An 18,004-nucleotide genomic window follows, 5' to 3' on the forward strand; every position below is an offset into this window, starting at 1 on the left:
AAAAATTCCCCTTTCGTTTTTACATATTTAATTATAACTAAATATAACTAAATATAACTAGTTATAATTGAATATAATTTGAACGATGTAGTTGTTTTTAAAATATAGGAGAAATATTCTTTTCTTTGTTACAATGAAGGAAGAAAGTGAGGAATCGTCTATGGAACATCATTCCTACACAACGGAAGAAGTAGCGAAGCGATTAAAAGTATCAAAATTAACTGTATACGATCTAATTAAAAAGGGAGAACTGCCTTCTTATAGAATCGGTAGACAGATGCGTATTGATGCAACAGATTTAGAACAATATATAAAGCAAATGAAAACAGGGAAAATACAAGGTACTCCTGTAAAGAGCGAAGATAGTAGAGGCTTGGATACATGTATTATTAGCGGACAAGAACTAACGTTAGATATGTTGGCAAAACGTATAGAAAATCGCCTGCCAAGTTCAAATATATTAAGGGCATATCAAGGTAGTTTAACGAGTTTAATAAAAATGTATCAAGGAGAAGGAAGTATCGTTAGTCTTCATTTGTTTGATGGAGAAACGGGTACATATAATGTTCCTTACGTAAAACGTATTTTAGTTGGACAACCATGTACTATGATTAATTTATTAGCAAGGAACGTTGGGTTTTATGTGCAAAAGGGAAATCCTAAAAATATAAAAACATGGGCTGATTTATCTCAATCATCTATACGATTTGTAAATCGAGAAAAAGGTTCTGGTATTAGGGTGCTAGTCGATGAACAATTGCGCATTCAAAAGTTAAATAAAGAACGTATTAGTGGATATGAATGGGAAGAATCGAATCATCTTGGTGTTGCCACGCAAGTCGCGAATGGAAAAGCTGATGTGGGAGTAGGATCAGAAAAGTTTTCGCAAATTGTAAATGTAGATTTTATTCCAATCATGAAAGAACAGTATGATTTGGTGATTTTGAAGAATAAAGAAAATGAAGAGCTGATTGAAGTCGTGAAAGGCATTCTGCAATCGGAAGAATTTCATAATGAATTAAAAGCAATCGGCGGATACGATATGACGAAAACAGGTCAAATTATATATGAAATAAAGTGAAACTTTAATCAGTGGGGGTCTTACTGCCCATTAAAGCGGGATAAACTAAAAAGCAGCTTGTCTATAAGACGAGCTGCTTTTTCTATATATAAAGGGGTTTGGGGAAACAAAGTATTAAACAAGACCTTGAGCAAGTGTGTAAATGAAAGCTGTAAGAAGAGTAGCTCCACTTGCAAGTCCGATGAAGTCTGATTTGTTAAATGTGATGTTGTTCATTATAATCTCTCCTTATTTGTTTAATGTAGTTGCAACGGCTTTTGCATCGACAAGTGCGGATAGCACCATGCCCATTGTATTTAAAAATTTGTTTGATTTCATTTTGTTCATCATGCGTATCCGCTCCTTTTCGAATTGTTGTTGCCCTGCTTTATGTCTTAATTATAGGGAATATGATCGCCTGCAACTATCGAATTAGCTTACGGAAGGCTTACACTTTTGTAAGAAAAAAAGACATTCGTGTAAGAATGTCTTTTAAAGCATATTGATATGATGATGCTCTTCAATTGTTTTTAAAAAGCTACGCATTGAATTCGTCATATAGCTATCTTTACGGCGTATGAAAACCGTTGAAATACTACCATATTTTTCAGGGATTGCATGACAATGTACCTTACCAGCTTTAGAAAGATGGTGGACAGCAGACTGTGGTACGAGTGTAATTCCAAGGCCGAGTGCAACACTGTTTAATATGGTCTCTAATATATTAAATTCCATAATTCTTTTTGGTAGCAAACCCTCATCTTTCAGCCATCGTTCTAGTTTGGAACGGTATCCACATCCTTGGTTAAAAACGAGGAGGGGCGTGGTTGTAAATTCTTCAATATGAAAAGCTTTATTTTGTGTTACAAGCATTAATTTCTCTGTACTAACATCATATTGTTCGATTAGTGGATGTTTAATTGGACCTGATATAAAGGCACCATCTAATTGATGATTAAGGACTTCTCTAATCAATTCTTCTGTTAGACCTGCTTGTAATGATAAGTCGACATTCGGATAGCGTTTATAGTAAGAAGATAAAATGGTAGGTAATGTACTTACTGTTTCGACTGTACCAATTTTTAATATACCGGAGGGTGTTTCACTATCTAAAAATACTTGTTTTAGCTCGTCAACATCTTGCAAAATTTTATGAACATAAACGAGCATTTTTCTTCCTTCGGCTGTTAAAGTCATACCTCGTTTATGGCGATAAAAGAGCGGTGTTTTTAGTTCGTTTTCTAGTTGTTTAATACGTGCAGTTACATTTGATTGTACGTAGTTTAATTCCTTTGCTGCGCCGCTTACACTGCCTTGGTCAGCAACGCTTTGGAAGATTTGTAAGTCTCTTAATTCCATTTTATGCTCCTCCTTGATGTTAACTATCATTATAAGTGATAGTTAACATCATTTCGAATCATTTTACGTGATATATTTTTTCTTTTACAATTCTCTTTGTGCAAATAGAAAGAAGTGGGGGATTGTGGTGAAAAAAGGTCAAATGATAATAGGGGCTTTAGCGTGTTTAATTGCAAGTATGTCGTGGGGAGCGATGTTTCCGGTTGCTGATCATGCGCTAGAATACATAGATCCATTTTATTTTTCTCTTATTCGCTATGGAGCGGTGGCAATCGTACTGATTGTATTGTTGTTAGCGAAAGAAGGAAGGCAGGCATTTCGTTTAGAGGGAAGAGGAAAGTTACTCGTCTTTTTCGGGACGATGGCGTTTACTGTATATAATGTACTTATATTTTTAGGTCAAATGTTAATGGGAAAATCAGGCGTGATGGTAGCCTCCATTATGGAAGCACTTATGCCGATGATTTCTATTTGTATTCTATGGGGATATAAGCATGTAAAACCGAAAAAATATATGATAACGAGTATGATTATCGCTTTTGTAGGAGCTATATTTGTTATTACAAAAGGTGATATGATTTTCTTTTTAACGTTGAAAGATAACATGTTTTCACTAGCATGTATATTTGTTGGAGTTGTAGGCTGGGTTATTTATACGATGGGTGGTCAAACGTGTAGCGATTGGTCAACATTACGTTATTCTACGTTGACGTGTGTATTCGGTACGACTGTCACAGGGATTATAACTGTAATTATTACATCGCTTGGATATGTATCGGTTCCGAGTATGGGAACGATTTCTATCGTGAAATATGATTTATTGTTTATGATGACATTACCGGGAATCGTAGCATTACTCGCTTGGAATTACGGTGTGAAGATTTTATCATCTATTAATGGGATTTTATTTATTAACTTTGTGCCGATTACGACTTTAATGATTATGATGATGCAAGGATACAAAATAACGATGTTTGATATTGTAGGAACTTTACTTGTTATTGCAGCGCTTATTCGCAATAACGTTTGTCAGAGAAAAGAAGAAAATATAAATAAGAAGGTTTTACAAGAAGAGCAATTACGCCAAGCTGTTTAGTAGGCAATTGGAGGATTTCACATGTTAGAAAGTGTATTGTTTTTCTTTGCTGTCGGAGTTGCTTGTGAGCTTGCAGCGATTAACCGAAATGGTCGTAAGAAGATAAAACAACAAGCTGAAATGATACAGCTTTTAAAAGAGTTAAAAGAAAGAAACATTTAAAAAGACGACCAGGCATAGACGGTCGTCTTTTTCTATATAAAGGGGAAAGGGGACACAAAGTTATACAAGCGTAGCAGCGTAAATAAAAGCAGTAAGAAGAAGAGAGCCGCTAGCTAATCCTAAAAAATCTAATTTGTTAAAAGTGATATTGTTCATAATGAATTCTCCTTACTTGTTTAATGTAGAAGCAACAGCTTTTGCGTCGATTAGAGCGGAAAATACCATGCCCATTGTATTTAAAAAATTGTTCGTTTTCATCTTGTTCATCATATTAATCCGCTCCTTTTCGAATAGTTGTTGTTTCTTTCTGACTTAATTGTATGAAATATTGCAAGAAGTAACTATCGAATTAGCTTACAAGAAAATTACACTTTTGTAAGAATTGAAATTTAACAATTAATACTCATTTTTATTACCAACTCCTAAAACTTAGTGTTATAATCGTTGTAAGAGAATGATTATAATTCGGATGTTCAGAAAGGAACGAAACAAATGTATAAACCAATTACATTTTTGTTGAAATATATATTTAAAACAGCTGGAAAAGTAGAAGTGCAAGGAAGAGAAAAGTTACCAGAAGGCGGCCCGTATGTTGTTGCGTGTACACATACAAGTTTTATGGATGTATTAATGTTAGCTACAGGGATGTATCCGACCCAAATTCATTACATGGCTAAAAAAGAATTATTTGAAGGGAAATTCAAAAACTGGTTCTTTAAAAATGTGAATGCATTCCCTGTAGATCGTGCAAATCCAGGACCGAGCACACTCAAAATTCCGTCACGCCTATTAAAGGAAGGAAAAGTAGTAGGGATCTTCCCAAGTGGAACGCGATCAACAGAAGACGTTTCATTAAAAGCTGGAGCTGTTACGATTGCGCTACGTTCTAATGTCCCGTTAGTACCGGCAGCTTATGTTGGTCCATCAAGTGTAAAAGAATTAATAAAGGGGAAAAAGGCACAATTGATTTTTGGAGACCCAATTCAAATTGATGCTGAAGAACAAATAGATCGAAAAACAGCGATGAAAATGATGACAGATCAATTAAATGAGAAGTTTGAGGAGCTAAAGGAAACTTTGCAATCAAATCAAAAATAAGAAAAGACGACCGGGCATAGACGGTCGTCTTTTCTATTACTATTTATAATAAGGGGGAAAGGGGACACGAAATTTATACAAGCGTAGCGGCGTAAATAAAAGCAGTAAGAAGAACTGATCCGCTAGCTAGTCCTAAAAAATCTAATTTGTTAAAAGTGATATTGTTCATAATGAATTCTCCTTACTTGTTTAATGTAGAAGCAACAGCTTTAGCATCGATTAGAGCAGAAAATACCATGCCCATTGTATTTAAAAAATTGTTTGATTTCATTTTGTTCATCATATGAATCCGCTCCTTTTCGAATAGTTGTTGTTTCCTTCTGACTTAATTGTATGAAATATTGCGGGGAGTCACTATCGAATTAGCTTACAGGAAAATTACACTTTTGTAAGAAAAACGAATGCAGGTGTAATGATGAGTAGATTTGACATATGTGCATGGAATTCATTAATTTAAAAGTAGAGGTGAGTGTATGGCTAATATTAAAGATATTGCAAAGATGGCGGGAGTTTCAGTTACGACTGTTTCGAGAGTATTGAATGATCATCCGTATGTAAGTGAAGAAAAAAGGAAAGCGGTTATAGAGATAGTTGAGAAATTGAATTACTCGCAAAACGCAAATGCTGTTCATTTATCAAAAGGGAAAACGAATATTGTTGGTGTGATTTTACCGTATATTAATCATCCATGCTTTGATGCGATGGTGGGCGGGATGATGGAGGTGGCGTTAGCTCATAATTACAGAGTGCTACTTTGCCAAACGAATTATAATAAAAAAGAAGAAATGAAAAGTTTACATATGTTAAAAACAAAACAATTGGATGGTCTTATTATTTGTTCTCGTGCAAACGATTGGGAAACGATAGAGCCGTATGCTTCCTATGGGGCAATTGTTGCTTGTGAAGATAATGATATTTCAAATATCTCAAGTGTATATACGAATCATTCGGCCGCTTTTCAATTAGGAATGGAGTATTTAATCGAGAAAGATTATAAAAAAATTGGTTATTGCACGGGAAGGAAGTTAGGACCGAGTAGTCAAAAGCGTTTTGATGTTTATAAACAGCAATTGCAATCTATAGATGAAGAAGTGAATGAAGAATGGATTTTCACAGAATGCTTTACATTAGAAGATGGTGTGAGAGTGGCTCATAAATTAAAGGAGATGCAGCATCTTCCTGAAGCGTTAATAGTAGCTGGAGATGAAGTTGCGATTGGGGTGATGACAGAAGCTGAAAAATTAGGTATTCAAGTTCCTAAAGATTTAGCGATTATTGGATTTGATAATCAACCTATTTCGCAAGTGTTACAACTTACAACCATTGATCAAAATTTAAAGGACATAGGTAAAAAGGCCTTTGAAATGTTTTACAGGCAAATAAGTGATGAAAGTTCTAAACAAGAAAAGGTGGAGATTCCATACGAACTTGTGGAACGCTCTACTGTTTAGTTTTAATCCGTTATGTGTAAATTGCATAACGGATTATTTTTTTGAAATATCTTTGACAGGAAACGCGTTTCATACTTTATAAAGGAGTTAAGCCGGTCTGTAATAATCCATGGATTCTTTTCAAGAATAGTATTTTTGGAGGAATATGCATGAATGAACTTTTATCGAGTATGAAAAAGTATATAGAAGATGATGAAAAGATTTTGGCCTTTGTAGTAGGGATATTTGAGAAGGAGGATTTTGCGCTATCGTATCAGCATGGGATTTTTGCGGCTACTACTAGACGTCTCCTCTTTTACGGGAAATTTCCATACTATCCTGCAACATTTAAAGATTATTCGTATTTGCATATAGATAGCATAGTTTGTCGTCCGCATTTCGAATGTACTTGTAATCATGAAACCATTCGAGCTAAGTATATTCAGAAGGGGAATGTGGAGCGATTTGTCCGTACAGTTAGAGCAAATATGAATAATTAATCACCCCTTTGTTTAAACATAATATCTCGATCTTTAAGAGTGAAAATGCGCAATAAAAACAACTTCTAAACCTCTAGGAGATAGTGATACAATGTCAAATGGGGGGAGGTATGAACTATGGTTAATCAACGTATAAAGGAAATAACACTAATTACAATTGGTTCATTATTATTCGCAATTGGTATTAATTACTTTGCAATTCCAAACCGTTTATCAGAGGGTGGAATTATTGGTGTAACGGTTGTTACGTACTATTTATTTGATTGGTCGCCGGGGATTGTGAACTTTGCTATAAATGCAATTTTACTAGCTATCGGTTATAAATTTTTTGATAAGAAAACGATGGTTTATACAATTTTAGGGATTGTAGAAACATCCTTGTTTTTATATGTTACGGAACATATTGAGTATCATGTAAATAGTGATACGTTATTAGCTGCTCTATTCGCTGGTTTATTTGTCGGTGTTGGATTAGGCTGTATGTTCAAAGCTGGAGGTACATCAGGAGGATCGGCAATTTTAGCTCAGTTAGCAAATCAATATTTAGGGTGGAGCGTAGGTAAAGGCGTACTTATTATTGATATCGTTGTAATTGCTGGGTCTGTATTTATAATAGGACAAGAAAAAGCAATGTACACACTTGTTGCAGTATTCATTGGAGCGAAAGTGATTGATTTCATTGTAGAAGGAATGGATACAAAAACGGCTGTTACAATTATTTCGAATCAACCAGACTTAATACGTGAAACTATTACGAAAAACATGACACGCGGTGTCACTGTATTAGAAGGACGCGGCGGATATACTGGTAAAAATAAAGAAGTATTATATATTGTTATTAATAAACAAGAGCTTGTTAAGTTAAAGCAAGTTATCGGCCGAGTAGATGAAGATGCTTTCGTTGTTATTCATGATGTACGTGATGTACTTGGCGGTGGCTTTAAAGCGAGCTAAAAGGTGAACGAGTAAATTCGTTCACCTTTTTTAATTCTTACAAAAATGTAAGTGTAATGTAATGAGATTCAATAGTAGATTTTATTCCTTCTTTTTAAAATGGATGTATATATATCCTGCTGAGGAGGAATGTTTATTATGAAGAAAAAAATGATCATTACTATAATAGCGATGGTAGTGATAGTAATAATGTTACTGCCTACGAAACTTGGACCGGTTATCGATAAATATAATCCGCTTAATAAGACGAAAGAATACTATACTGTTGTGAATACAATTGGTCAGCCTATTGGTGATGAATGGTATGAATATGAATTTATTGCATTTGATGAACGTGGAAAAGAACAAAAAATAAAGAAGACTGTTAAGCATATGTTAAAGAGAGATGAAGCATTGAAGGTGTATGCAAAAGGGCGCTATGGCGAGGCGATTGAAGAAATTGAAGCTGTAAATATTCCTATTAATGCGAAGAGTAAACTTTTAGCGATGAGATAGCGAATTATACCCCCACCTATTTTTTGTCGAAAATAAAAATACTAGATAGGGGTATTTTTGGGTGTGTAAGAAGGCCTTAGTCCATATGGACTAAGGCCTTCTTCATTATATAAAGGGGAAGGGGGTACATTGTAGTAGCATGAGTGAAAGGTATAAGAAGAGTAGCTACTAGCAATGTAATTTGGTTATGTGAGTGTTCTTCTTATTTGGCTTACTTTCTAACTTTATCCCGCTTTAATGGGCAGTAAGACCCCTCACCTCAAAATTCAGCGAAAGCAAAGAAGTTAGGTGGGGGATCAACTGCCCATAAAAGTCCGATTGGTTCAACTAATAATCAGTGGGGGATGAAGAAAACCCCCACTGATTAAAGTTTCACTTTATTGTACGAGATGTAGCGAAGGTAAACTATCGAATTACATTACACATAGCTTACAAACATGTAAGCCTTCTGTAATGTAATTCGATGGTTAAAAGATAGTGAATTTTATATAGTGTACTTAGAAAGTCTCACTGTATTACTTTCTGTTTGTAATATGAATGAAGAATGAAAACCAACTACTTTTTAATAGCCCTCATCTGTATGTAGATGAGGTTCTTTTTATAAACCTTACAACATTGTAAGGTTTACGTAAGTTAATTCGATAGTAAATTTGTCATATTTTTTGCATAATAGATACAAATAGATAAAATAATTAGGGATATTGTAAGAAGGGAGAAAACTGGGATGCGTAAAGAAGAAGTAGTGAAGTTTCCAATTAAAGATTTCTGTAGCTACTTTACTGTTGCCGTAGTATGTATTGGATTATTTGATATCATAACAAACTTAATTGTTAAATAATATAGATGAAAAAACAAGAAGGGATATCCCTTCTTGTTTTTTTTATGGGGGAATAAATATGAAATGGATTGATAGCCATATACATGTCGACCAATATAAGGATGAAGAAAAAAGTAGATTAATTAAAGATGTGGAACATAGTAAAGAGATAAAGGGACTTATTGCGGTATCTATGAATTATCAATCATGTAAAGAAACTTTATCTTTAGCAAAGCGATATCCTTTTGTACATCCAGCAATAGGTTTTCATCCGGAGCAACCGATTCATAAAGAAGAATGTGAGCAAATTTATAAATTAATTGAAGAGCATGTAGAGGACATAGTTGCGATTGGTGAAGTCGGCTTACCGTATTATTTAAGAAAAGAAGATGAGCGCATTGCTGTCAATTCATATATATCAGTGTTACAACGGTTTGTTGAACTAGCTAGTAAATATGATTTACCAATTATATTGCATGCAGTGTATGAAGATGCTGATGTTGTATGTGATTTATTGGAGAAATATAAAGTTTCACGAGCACATTTCCATTGGTTTAAAGGAAGTGAAACAACAATGAAACGGATGCTCGGGAACGGTTATTATATTTCTATCACGCCAGATGTTTTACATAAGGAGAAAATTAGAAAAATTGTTTCGTATTATCCACTTGAATATATGATGGTAGAAACGGACGGACCGTGGGAATTTCAAGAGAATGTTATGACGCATCCGAGAATGATTCGAGAGGTATTGAAGGAAATTAGTGTTATAAAAAACATATCTGTTGATAGGGTTGCGGAAACGATATATGAAAATACGATTCAATTTTACTTGAAAGGATAGGAGAGTTACTCTTATTCTTTTTATTATGGATATTTTTTCTAATATTTTCTATAATTTATGATGTTCTTAATTTGATGAGGGAAGTGGGGAAGAAAATGGGGAGAACATATAAAAAAATAGCTATTACAATGATGGTTGGTGTACTTTCACTTGTAGCGTTTGGGTGTGAGGCAGAAAAAAAGGTTATAAATCCAAACACAACACAGGAAAAGAAGGAAGAACCAATTGATCCATTAGTTGAAAAACAGATGAAAGAAAATGAGAAAAATGGGAATACGGTTGGAAACAGTTCTAATAAAGGGAAGATGGTAGAGAGTAAGGGATGGGTTTACTATGCGGTAAATGGTGATAAAAATACAGGAGGCATTTATCGTACGAAAGATCAATTTCAGACTTCGGAACGTGTAGTGGAAGGTGTAAATGCTTCGTACATAAATATAAAAGACAAAGCTTTATATTTTATTCATACGGATGAAGATAAGAATGCGGGATTATCTTCTTTAATGAAGTATGATATATCTAACAAAAAGCTAGACACGTTAAAAGCAGATACAAATTATGTTTATATAAAAGATCAAACTTTATTTTATCCGAAAAAATATTCTGAGCATGGTGGTTTTGATATTGTAGGAATAGTAAAAATGGATTTGAACACGGGGCAGGAAGAAGCGGCATTTAAAAACTCAGGTTGGTCTCAAACGATAGACGATAGTATTCTACATTGGAATAAAGATCGTGGAACACAAGTGACAAAAGATAATAAAACTTGGTCAAAGGAAAATTATGCAACAATATCTAGTGCTACTTATAATAATGAAAAATTATATGCTGTTGTCGACTTTTCGTTACCTTTTGAAACAAATGAAGCTGAGCATGGCATATATGAAATAGACATTCAACAAAATAACGAAAAGTTATTGGTAAAGGATGCCCTGCAGATGAATGTGAAAGGGGATACTTTTTATTATTTAAAAAAGGATGGAGTATATAAGAAGAAAATGAATGGTGGAAATGAAAAAGTAATTTATAATAAAACGGTTGAACCAACTAAATCCTATTTATATTTTGTAGCAGGAGATATGTATCTCTATACGGAGAACGGAACTATTTTAAATCTAGATACAAAGAAATCAAATGAAGAAAAAGAGAAGAAATTAGCAGATGATGTTATGTTACAGAAAGTATGGAATGCACAGAAGGAACTTACTAATGTTCAAATGGCTGCACTAACAGGAAACCCAAAACGAGTAGGAGATTTTTCATACGGGGAATTAGTGAATCCTATTTATAATACGAAGGATACTTTAGAGACTACGCTATCTACGTACTTCTCACAACCATTTATAGGAGAGTACATGAAGAGTAAGTATATTAAAGAGTTAAATGGAAAAATGCACTATGCTATTGGAGATCCAGGATCAAAAGCAGCAACTAAATTTACAAAAATTATTTCTGCCGAGCTAAAGGATGGAAAAATAAAAGCGCAGGTAGAAACGTATAATGATTATGATAATGTAACGGAAAAAGTAGAAGTTGAATTTATTTATGAAAATAATCAATGGGTTATTAATAATATGCCGCGTTTTGGTTTAAGTTAAAAAAACCACCAAGCATTTTGCTTGGTGGTTTTATTTTAGGATTCTAATTTTTTCGCACGTCTTAATAACAATAGAAAGACAATGATGAAGAAACCGAGTATAAGGAAGAATCCATATTGTTTTACATAGTCCATTACGTCGCTTGCGCTTGTTGGCTTTTCAACGTGAATGCCGTCCTTATTAGTAGTAATATGAATATCTTGCATTTTCACTTCATTTGTTTCTTTTTGTAAATCAATCCATTCTATATTTGGAATGCTTTCTAGATCCTTTAATACTTCTTTTAATGGTTTCACACCTAAGTAAGGATGATAGAATGCACCAATAACTCCATCGGATAATTTAGCAACAGATACAGCACGTTCCTTCATCTTTGCAATAGCATGTGGCTTATCTTCTTCAATAAAACCAACTGTTTCAGGCATTAATTTCATCCCGTGTAAAAATGATGGGGTACTTGTATAAAATGGTGAGTGCATGGATTTCCAAGTTGTATCACTTAACTGTAGTTGTCCTACATAAGTTGAAAAGTATCTTGATAATATTTCATATCCTTTTTGGGACATCGTATAATGGGGTGCTTCAAATGCGACAGGATACAGTTTAGCATCTACAAGTTCTTGAATGCCCTTTTCAATATGCTCAGTCGTATATTTTTCTTCAAATTCTTCCCCTTTTTTTACGTATGCATTATATGCTTCTATATTAGGAAAGTCATCTTTTGTTTTTGGTTGTTCATGCTTCGGTTGTCGAATTGGTTGGTCTGTTTTTACGTCCCAAAATTCAAAACCTTCTCCAGTTTCACTATCATAAAATTGGTGCGTATAACCATGCATAATAATTGCTGCACCATCATCTTGCATAGAGCGTAAAAGATCGACTAGCTCAGGTTTATCTTTTAAATGTATTGTCTTTCCTGTATCCGGATCTTTATATACCGGTATGACTGTAATCATGTAAGGAATCTTTTTCTCTTTTAGTAATTCAGCAATTTCTTTTAATTTATTTATATCTGCGGCTGGATGAACATCCTCAAGACGTAAATAAGCTTCCACTTTATCTGTCGTTGGTTTTTGTCCGAAGTAAGAAAATAACATTTCGCCGACGTAATGAGACATCCAGTCAAAGAGATTTGATGTTGCAACATAATAAGATGTTTCATGCTGGACGATTAGTGGGCTCTTGCTATTTGGGCTTAAAGCGTTAGCAAGAACAGTTCCGTTTGTATCAAAAGCTTGAATCAATCGTTCCTCTTCTAAAGTGTTTTTTAGCTTATGGCTTGGATATTCGATTTGATTAACTCGTATATCATTATCCTTTAGCGTAATGAAAGAAAAGCGATTAGATAATTGTTCAACATTTTGTCCTAAAACTAATACTGGGCCTGAGAAATCTTCTAGAAGTTTCTTTGTTTCAATAGGAAATTCTTCTTTTTGTTCCCCGATATAAACAATATGTGTATAAGAAGATAAATTAGTAATTTCATTAGCCTTTTTTAAACTTTTCGTAGTTATATCGTTTGTAAAATGTCCTAATTGAGTATTAAGGATTTGAATGTTATTTGTAATTTGATCGTCTTTTGTACTGTATAAAACAAGTACTTTTTGTTTTGATGATGTTTGTGCAGAGGTGTGGATAGGGATAAGTAGTAAAATGCTGAACAAGAGTAATATACACTTCTTCATTTGGTCTGCTCCTATTCTATATGTAGAGTTCAATTTACAATTATATACAAGAAATACGTTGTAGTCTATGAAAGTTACATTTTTGCACGTATTTACCAGCTGTTTTTTCACAAAATCGGTCTAAAGCATGATGATAATATGCATAGTTATTTGCTATGATAAAAGAGTAAGAGAATGATAGAATGTGGGTAAATGTAAAGGGAAGAAGGCTGAAAGGGGACAAATTTCAGCGGAGAAAGAGGTAGAGGTAGTGAAGAAATTCTTTGTAGGATTTTTAGTTGTTCTTGGGGTGTACTTATATTTCCAAGGAAAGTCTGAGGGAATGGACAAGCTAGTGAATGAGACAAGTTATGTTGACTCAGAGGAAGCAAAACAGATGAAACAAATTATTATAGAGGAAGCAAAGAAAGTCAATCTTCCAGAATGGATACCTCTTACAATTGCCGAACATGAAAGCCGGTTAAATCCAAGAAGTATTGGAGATAACGGAACTTCATTCGGATTGTTTCAATTGCATCGCGGTGGCGGGCTTGCACCAGATCATTTAACTGATGAAGAGTTGAAAGATCCGCGCACAAATGCGCAAATTGCAATGCCGCATTTAATGAAAGGATATAAGCGCGGGGTGCAAAAAGGTTTGACTGATTTTGCACTACTAAAATATATAGCAAATACATCTGGATGGCCAGGAAATTTAGGGCCAGAGTGGACGGATAATAACATGAAGTATAACATCGGATTAGAAGATGTGTATTATCGAAATAAAGGTGTAATAAAAGAGTAGGTTTTTTATACCTACTCTGTTTTTTTATGAATAACTTCATCCTTTTCTTGTATGAAATACTGAGCTAGTTGTATTTTCACGTCTTCTAGTTTTGTAGAAACTTGCGGTATTTTATATCCTACATACAATGGTGAAACGACAAACCTAGGAACAACTTTACAAATGATTTTTCCGTTCAAGTAATAGAAGAATAAGTTATAACTACTACATCCTTTATGGAAATCTGTCAGTATATAACGTACAGTTTGCTGAATATAATTTGCTAGTTCATCTATGCATCCAATATCTTCAATGATGATATTAAATTCAGTAAAACCGATAATAGGACGATCTGAAATATTGAGTTCAATGCGTTCGTTTTTTTGTACAATTACTCCTCGGAAGTTGTCCTGTTCTACGTTACCGAGATAGTCTACATATTTCATTCCTATAATCTGCATGTGTGCATGATGCAAACTCCCGCCTGAGAATGGACCGTGATTTTTGTATAAAATCACAGATGTGAATTCTTCATTCTTCTGTAAGTCTAACCAATGTTTAATTGAAAAACGAATTAGCGATCTCATATGTTCTTCTGTATATGTCGCAATATGATCTTCACAATTATCGGTTTCGATTAGCACCGTTTGAAATGTATCTTTTAATGTAGGAAATTTGTTTTTTAGCCAAATAATTGAGCCCTCAGTTGCTAAAATATCCGTTAAATTTTCTCTGTCACAAAAAGGACATGCAGCGCTTCTATTCCGGATGCTTTCTGGTTTTTGTTTGCCGATATCGTTTAAAAAGTATAGTTGTTGTGTATCCATTTATATATATGCCCCTTTAAAATATGTGTAAAAATCCCGCTTAATACATTCGGGAAAAGGAGAAGGAAATCCTTTAAAGGGAATAGGAAAAATAAAAGACAAGATATCCTCATTACAACAGGGTACCTTGTCTTTTATTTTTTCTTTAATAATGTGTATGGATAATATAGATCGTTTTTATTATGTTTCTTTTTTCTATTTTTTATTGTGTATAAGGCAATTGCTGTACTCGCGATTAAAATAATGGCTTTCTTCATATTCGTTTACCCCTTTTTTATTGTTGGTTTAATTCTTGGCTAACTGCTTTTGCATCAACTAGAGCGTGTAAAATCATTTTTACCATGTTCATCATATTCTCTCACTCCTTTTTATAGTTCGTTTAGTTCTTTTACAACTGCTTGTCCGTTCACTAATACCTCAAAGATTGCTTTTACGATTTCCTTCATCATGATTGTTTCCTCCTTTTGTTGTCTCTCTTGTTTACATCTTTATTGTATAGGGAGGCATCTTTTCGTACTATCGCTTTCCATTACGTGAACATAACAGTTTTGTAAGATTTGATGTCACTTATTGAAATGTTTAGTCTATCTTCATTATTTTCAGAAAAATGACTATTCAAACATGAAATGGGAAAGTATAATAAAGAAGTAAGTATTAAATTCCGTACGAAAGAGGTGAATGAGATGAAACGTTCTTTAGCTGCACGTGCCAAATTTTTAGATTATATCTATTTTTGTCGTGCGATTTTTCATGATGTAGTTGTTAACGGGATACGTCTGTCCTTTTTTAACAATTGCATAGTAGCTATTGAACGATAGAAATCTCTTCACCCATTTTTAATAAACGTGTGAAAAGGGAGCTATTTGGCTTCCTTTTTCTATGTCGAAAACCATGGGGAATGTTTCTTTCCCATGGTTTTTTATATTGAAAGGAGTACGGAAAATGACAATTTGTAGTGTAAATAATGTAACGAAATCTTTTGGTGGAAACATCATATTTGAAAATATATCGCTTGAAATAAAGAATGGTGAACGTGTTGGATTAGTTGGTCGTAACGGTAGTGGGAAGACAACAATCTTTCAGCTTCTAACTGGAATGGAAAGTTTAGATGCAGGAGCCATTCATATGAAGAAAGGTACATGTATTGGTCATGTGGCACAAATTCCGAAATTTGATGAGGATATGACTGTATACGATGTACTGAGTTCGGCTTTTAAAGCAGAAAAGGAATTAGAAAGAGAAATGCGTACTTTAGAAAAAAATATGGCGGAAGAACGAGAATCGTCTGCTTTACAAAAGTTAATGGAGAGATACGGAGTAATTCAAGAAAAGTTTGCGTTCCTTGGTGGTTATGAAATAGAAGCGAATTTGATGAAGGTAGCAAATGGGCTACAGGTGACAGAACTATTTCCTCGATCCTTTCTGGAGTTAAGTGGTGGAGAACAAACAAAGATAAGTCTTGCATATATGCTATTGCAGAAACCAGATCTACTTCTATTAGATGAACCAACCAATCATTTAGATTTATTCGCCGTAGAATGGCTAGAACAATTTTTAAAAGAATACACTGGAACGGTTATGGTTATTTCACATGATCGCTATTTCCTTGATGAAGTTGTAACGAAGATTTTTGATTTAGAAGATGGAGAGATTCACGTGTATCATACAAACTATTCTCAGTTTGTTGAGGAAAAGGAAGAACGGTTGCTGCAGGAGTTCCAGGCTTATCAAGAACAGCAAAAGAAAATAAAGAAAATGAAAGAAGCAATTAAGCGACTACGTGAATGGGCAAATCAGGCGAATCCTCCGAATGAAGGATTGCATAAGAGAGCGAGAAGTATGGAACGCGCACTGGAACGTATGGAGAAACTAAAGAAACCTATTTTAGAACGGAAACAAATGGGACTTCAGTTTGAAGGGCAAGAGAGAAGTGGGAAAGATGTTGTTGTAATGAAAGAAGTGAGTAAAGGGTTCGCTGGCCATCTTTTATTTAATGAAGCGAGTTTACATGTTCGTTTTCAAGAGCGTGCGGCGATCGTTGGTCGTAATGGTACAGGAAAGACAACGCTACTAAAATTACTATTAGAAGAAATAGAACCAGACGCTGGTGAAATTCGAATTGGTAGTAGTGTGAAAATCGGTTATTTATCACAGCATGCGTACGGAAATGTGAAAAGTAATGTATTAGAAGCTTTCAGGGAATATGTAGCTGTAACAGAGGGCGAAGCGAGACATATATTAGCTAAGTTTTTATTTTATGGTCCAGCGGTGTTTAAGAAAGTAACGCAACTGAGCGGTGGAGAAAAAATGAGATTAAGGCTTGCGCAACTTATGTATCAAGATATCAATTTTTTAATTTTAGATGAGCCGACAAACCATCTCGACATTGAATCAAGGGAAGTTTTAGAGGAGGCTCTCGAACAATATAATGGAACAATTTTAGCTGTTTCACATGATCGTTATTTTCTAAATAAGTTATTTGAAAAGACGTATTGGATTGATGAACGTAAATTATTTGAGTTTGCAGGGAACTACGCATGGGCGCGTCAAAAGTGGGAAGAAAAACTTGAGAAGCAAGTAATAACGCAGCAACGCCAAGGAAGAAAAAGGATTGAAACAGCCTCTGTAAAAAAGAAAGAAGTTAGGAATGTTGAGGAGATTGAAACAGAGTTAATGCATGTAGAAGAAGATATCTATACGCTTGAGTGTAAGATGGAACATGTGGTTGATGTTGAAATGCTTGAACAATTGTATGAAGAGAAAACGAAGAAAGAGTTGTTACGAGCGGAGTTATATAATGAGTTAGAGAATATTATGGAGTAAAAAGTAAAAAGCGAATTCCTTTCAGTTTTGCTGAAGGGAATTCGCTTTTTATATGGATACTTTATTTTAAGAGATAAATAAGAGTTGTGTTTCACGTGAAACAGTAAATTTGATAAATCTTTGTTCCGTAATTTGCATAGGGTGTGAAACATAAAAGGTATTAGAAGCTTTTTGGATCGATAAATTATTTCCCGAGACATAAGTATGTGAACGGCGATTCGTGATTGAAAACAAAAAAACAGAGTTACAGCTTTACGCGCTGAACTCTGTTTTCTTTTTGTGTCGTATCTTCTCTTGTTGAAATGATAATGGCGATCCCGAGCATAATAAAAAAAGCTAAAAAGAGGACGAACTTTGGGAAGAATGGGAATAGTAATAGCGCCCCGACTATCATAATTGTTAATAATACGTAGTGCAGGACGTATTGGAATAGGTTGTCCATGTTTTCGCCCCCTTTTTGGTAATTGGTTATTAGTATTCTATGTCCCATACG

At 34.3% G+C, this 18,004-nt stretch carries 21 protein-coding genes; 13 read left to right on the top strand and 8 right to left on the bottom strand.

What is annotated here, in order from left to right; translation table 11 throughout:
- Positions 1 to 133 precede the first annotated feature (133 nt).
- On the top strand, positions 134 to 1,081 hold the full coding sequence (locus MHB74_RS01125) for a helix-turn-helix transcriptional regulator (protein WP_081110224.1): 948 nt from the start codon (positions 134 to 136) through the stop codon (positions 1,079 to 1,081).
- Positions 1,082 to 1,195: 114 nt separating this feature from the next.
- On the opposite strand, the gene MHB74_RS01130 is transcribed toward MHB74_RS01125, so the two are convergent.
- Both MHB74_RS01130 and MHB74_RS01135 read right to left on the bottom strand, forming a co-directional pair.
- The gene (locus tag MHB74_RS01130) at positions 1,196 to 1,297 is read right to left on the bottom strand and encodes a DUF3948 family protein (protein WP_001060018.1); all 102 of its coding nucleotides are present in this window, start codon (positions 1,295 to 1,297) and stop codon (positions 1,196 to 1,198) included.
- A 255-nt stretch (positions 1,298 to 1,552) separates the two neighbouring features.
- The gene (locus MHB74_RS01135; RefSeq protein ID WP_061677920.1) at positions 1,553 to 2,419 is read right to left on the bottom strand and encodes a LysR family transcriptional regulator; all 867 of its coding nucleotides are present in this window, start codon (positions 2,417 to 2,419) and stop codon (positions 1,553 to 1,555) included.
- 127 nt (positions 2,420 to 2,546) lie between these two features.
- Between MHB74_RS01135 and MHB74_RS01140 the strand changes: the two genes are divergently transcribed.
- Together MHB74_RS01140 and MHB74_RS01145 are read left to right on the top strand one after the other, a co-directional pair.
- Positions 2,547 to 3,515, top strand: a complete 969-nt coding sequence (locus MHB74_RS01140) for a DMT family transporter (RefSeq protein WP_061677921.1) — start codon at positions 2,547 to 2,549, stop codon at positions 3,513 to 3,515.
- 21 nt (positions 3,516 to 3,536) lie between these two features.
- A complete protein-coding gene (locus tag MHB74_RS01145) occupies positions 3,537 to 3,677 on the top strand; it encodes a YrzO family protein (RefSeq protein WP_061677922.1) in 141 nt (46 codons plus the stop codon).
- 60 nt (positions 3,678 to 3,737) lie between these two features.
- Here MHB74_RS01145 and MHB74_RS01150 read toward each other — a convergent pair whose 3' ends face one another.
- On the bottom strand, positions 3,738 to 3,833 hold the full coding sequence (locus tag MHB74_RS01150) for a DUF3948 family protein (RefSeq protein WP_001060007.1): 96 nt from the start codon (positions 3,831 to 3,833) through the stop codon (positions 3,738 to 3,740).
- Positions 3,834 to 4,169: 336 nt separating this feature from the next.
- Between MHB74_RS01150 and MHB74_RS01155 the strand changes: the two genes are divergently transcribed.
- Positions 4,170 to 4,775 carry a lysophospholipid acyltransferase family protein gene (locus MHB74_RS01155; RefSeq protein ID WP_000277789.1) on the top strand — a complete coding sequence of 202 codons (606 nt, stop codon included), beginning with the start codon at positions 4,170 to 4,172 and terminating at the stop codon, positions 4,773 to 4,775.
- A 73-nt stretch (positions 4,776 to 4,848) separates the two neighbouring features.
- On the opposite strand, the gene MHB74_RS01160 is transcribed toward MHB74_RS01155, so the two are convergent.
- Positions 4,849 to 4,944, bottom strand: a complete 96-nt coding sequence (locus tag MHB74_RS01160) for a DUF3948 family protein (protein WP_001060010.1) — start codon at positions 4,942 to 4,944, stop codon at positions 4,849 to 4,851.
- Between the two features lie 304 nt (positions 4,945 to 5,248).
- On the opposite strand from MHB74_RS01160, the gene MHB74_RS01165 reads away from it, so the two are divergent.
- The 6 genes from MHB74_RS01165 to MHB74_RS01190 all read left to right on the top strand — a co-directional run bounded on the left by MHB74_RS01165 (position 5,249) and on the right by MHB74_RS01190 (position 11,413).
- Entirely contained in the window at positions 5,249 to 6,226 is a 978-nt protein-coding gene (locus MHB74_RS01165) for a LacI family DNA-binding transcriptional regulator (protein ID WP_061677923.1), read from the top strand.
- 149 nt (positions 6,227 to 6,375) lie between these two features.
- The gene (locus MHB74_RS01170) at positions 6,376 to 6,705 is read left to right on the top strand and encodes a PH domain-containing protein (RefSeq protein WP_061677924.1); all 330 of its coding nucleotides are present in this window, start codon (positions 6,376 to 6,378) and stop codon (positions 6,703 to 6,705) included.
- 117 nt (positions 6,706 to 6,822) lie between these two features.
- Complete coding sequence (locus tag MHB74_RS01175; RefSeq protein WP_000248055.1) at positions 6,823 to 7,659, top strand: YitT family protein; 837 nt, start codon at positions 6,823 to 6,825, stop codon at positions 7,657 to 7,659.
- Between the two features lie 138 nt (positions 7,660 to 7,797).
- Positions 7,798 to 8,154: a YxeA family protein gene (locus MHB74_RS01180; RefSeq protein ID WP_061677925.1), complete on the top strand. Its 357-nt coding sequence runs from the start codon at positions 7,798 to 7,800 to the stop codon at positions 8,152 to 8,154.
- Between the two features lie 896 nt (positions 8,155 to 9,050).
- A complete protein-coding gene (locus tag MHB74_RS01185) occupies positions 9,051 to 9,815 on the top strand; it encodes a TatD family hydrolase (RefSeq protein WP_061677926.1) in 765 nt (254 codons plus the stop codon).
- Positions 9,816 to 9,910: 95 nt separating this feature from the next.
- The gene (locus MHB74_RS01190) at positions 9,911 to 11,413 is read left to right on the top strand and encodes a DL-endopeptidase inhibitor IseA family protein (protein WP_061677927.1); all 1,503 of its coding nucleotides are present in this window, start codon (positions 9,911 to 9,913) and stop codon (positions 11,411 to 11,413) included.
- A 35-nt stretch (positions 11,414 to 11,448) separates the two neighbouring features.
- Here the strand turns inward: MHB74_RS01190 and MHB74_RS01195 are convergent, their stop codons facing one another.
- Positions 11,449 to 13,098: a DUF2334 domain-containing protein gene (locus MHB74_RS01195; RefSeq protein ID WP_061677928.1), complete on the bottom strand. Its 1,650-nt coding sequence runs from the start codon at positions 13,096 to 13,098 to the stop codon at positions 11,449 to 11,451.
- 250 nt (positions 13,099 to 13,348) lie between these two features.
- On the opposite strand from MHB74_RS01195, the gene MHB74_RS01200 reads away from it, so the two are divergent.
- Positions 13,349 to 13,882, top strand: coding sequence for a transglycosylase SLT domain-containing protein (locus MHB74_RS01200; RefSeq protein ID WP_061677940.1), 534 nt, complete (start codon positions 13,349 to 13,351; stop codon positions 13,880 to 13,882).
- An 11-nt stretch (positions 13,883 to 13,893) separates the two neighbouring features.
- On the opposite strand, the gene MHB74_RS01205 is transcribed toward MHB74_RS01200, so the two are convergent.
- Complete coding sequence (locus MHB74_RS01205; RefSeq protein WP_061677929.1) at positions 13,894 to 14,688, bottom strand: DUF4931 domain-containing protein; 795 nt, start codon at positions 14,686 to 14,688, stop codon at positions 13,894 to 13,896.
- Between the two features lie 134 nt (positions 14,689 to 14,822).
- A complete protein-coding gene (locus MHB74_RS01210; RefSeq protein WP_000709137.1) occupies positions 14,823 to 14,945 on the bottom strand; it encodes a hypothetical protein in 123 nt (40 codons plus the stop codon).
- 426 nt (positions 14,946 to 15,371) lie between these two features.
- On the opposite strand from MHB74_RS01210, the gene MHB74_RS01215 reads away from it, so the two are divergent.
- Both MHB74_RS01215 and abc-f read left to right on the top strand, forming a co-directional pair.
- Positions 15,372 to 15,506 carry an RAxF-45 family protein gene (locus MHB74_RS01215; RefSeq protein WP_046956655.1) on the top strand — a complete coding sequence of 45 codons (135 nt, stop codon included), beginning with the start codon at positions 15,372 to 15,374 and terminating at the stop codon, positions 15,504 to 15,506.
- Between the two features lie 124 nt (positions 15,507 to 15,630).
- The gene (gene abc-f, locus MHB74_RS01220; protein ID WP_061677930.1) at positions 15,631 to 17,511 is read left to right on the top strand and encodes a ribosomal protection-like ABC-F family protein; all 1,881 of its coding nucleotides are present in this window, start codon (positions 15,631 to 15,633) and stop codon (positions 17,509 to 17,511) included.
- 244 nt (positions 17,512 to 17,755) lie between these two features.
- On the opposite strand, the gene MHB74_RS01225 is transcribed toward abc-f, so the two are convergent.
- Entirely contained in the window at positions 17,756 to 17,953 is a 198-nt protein-coding gene (locus tag MHB74_RS01225; RefSeq protein ID WP_000369258.1) for a hypothetical protein, read from the bottom strand.
- Between the last annotated feature and the right edge of the window lie 51 nt (positions 17,954 to 18,004).

The sequence above is a fragment of the Bacillus sp. FSL K6-0069 genome, assembly GCF_038007785.1.
Lineage (GTDB): Bacteria > Bacillota > Bacilli > Bacillales > Bacillaceae_G > Bacillus_A > Bacillus_A mobilis.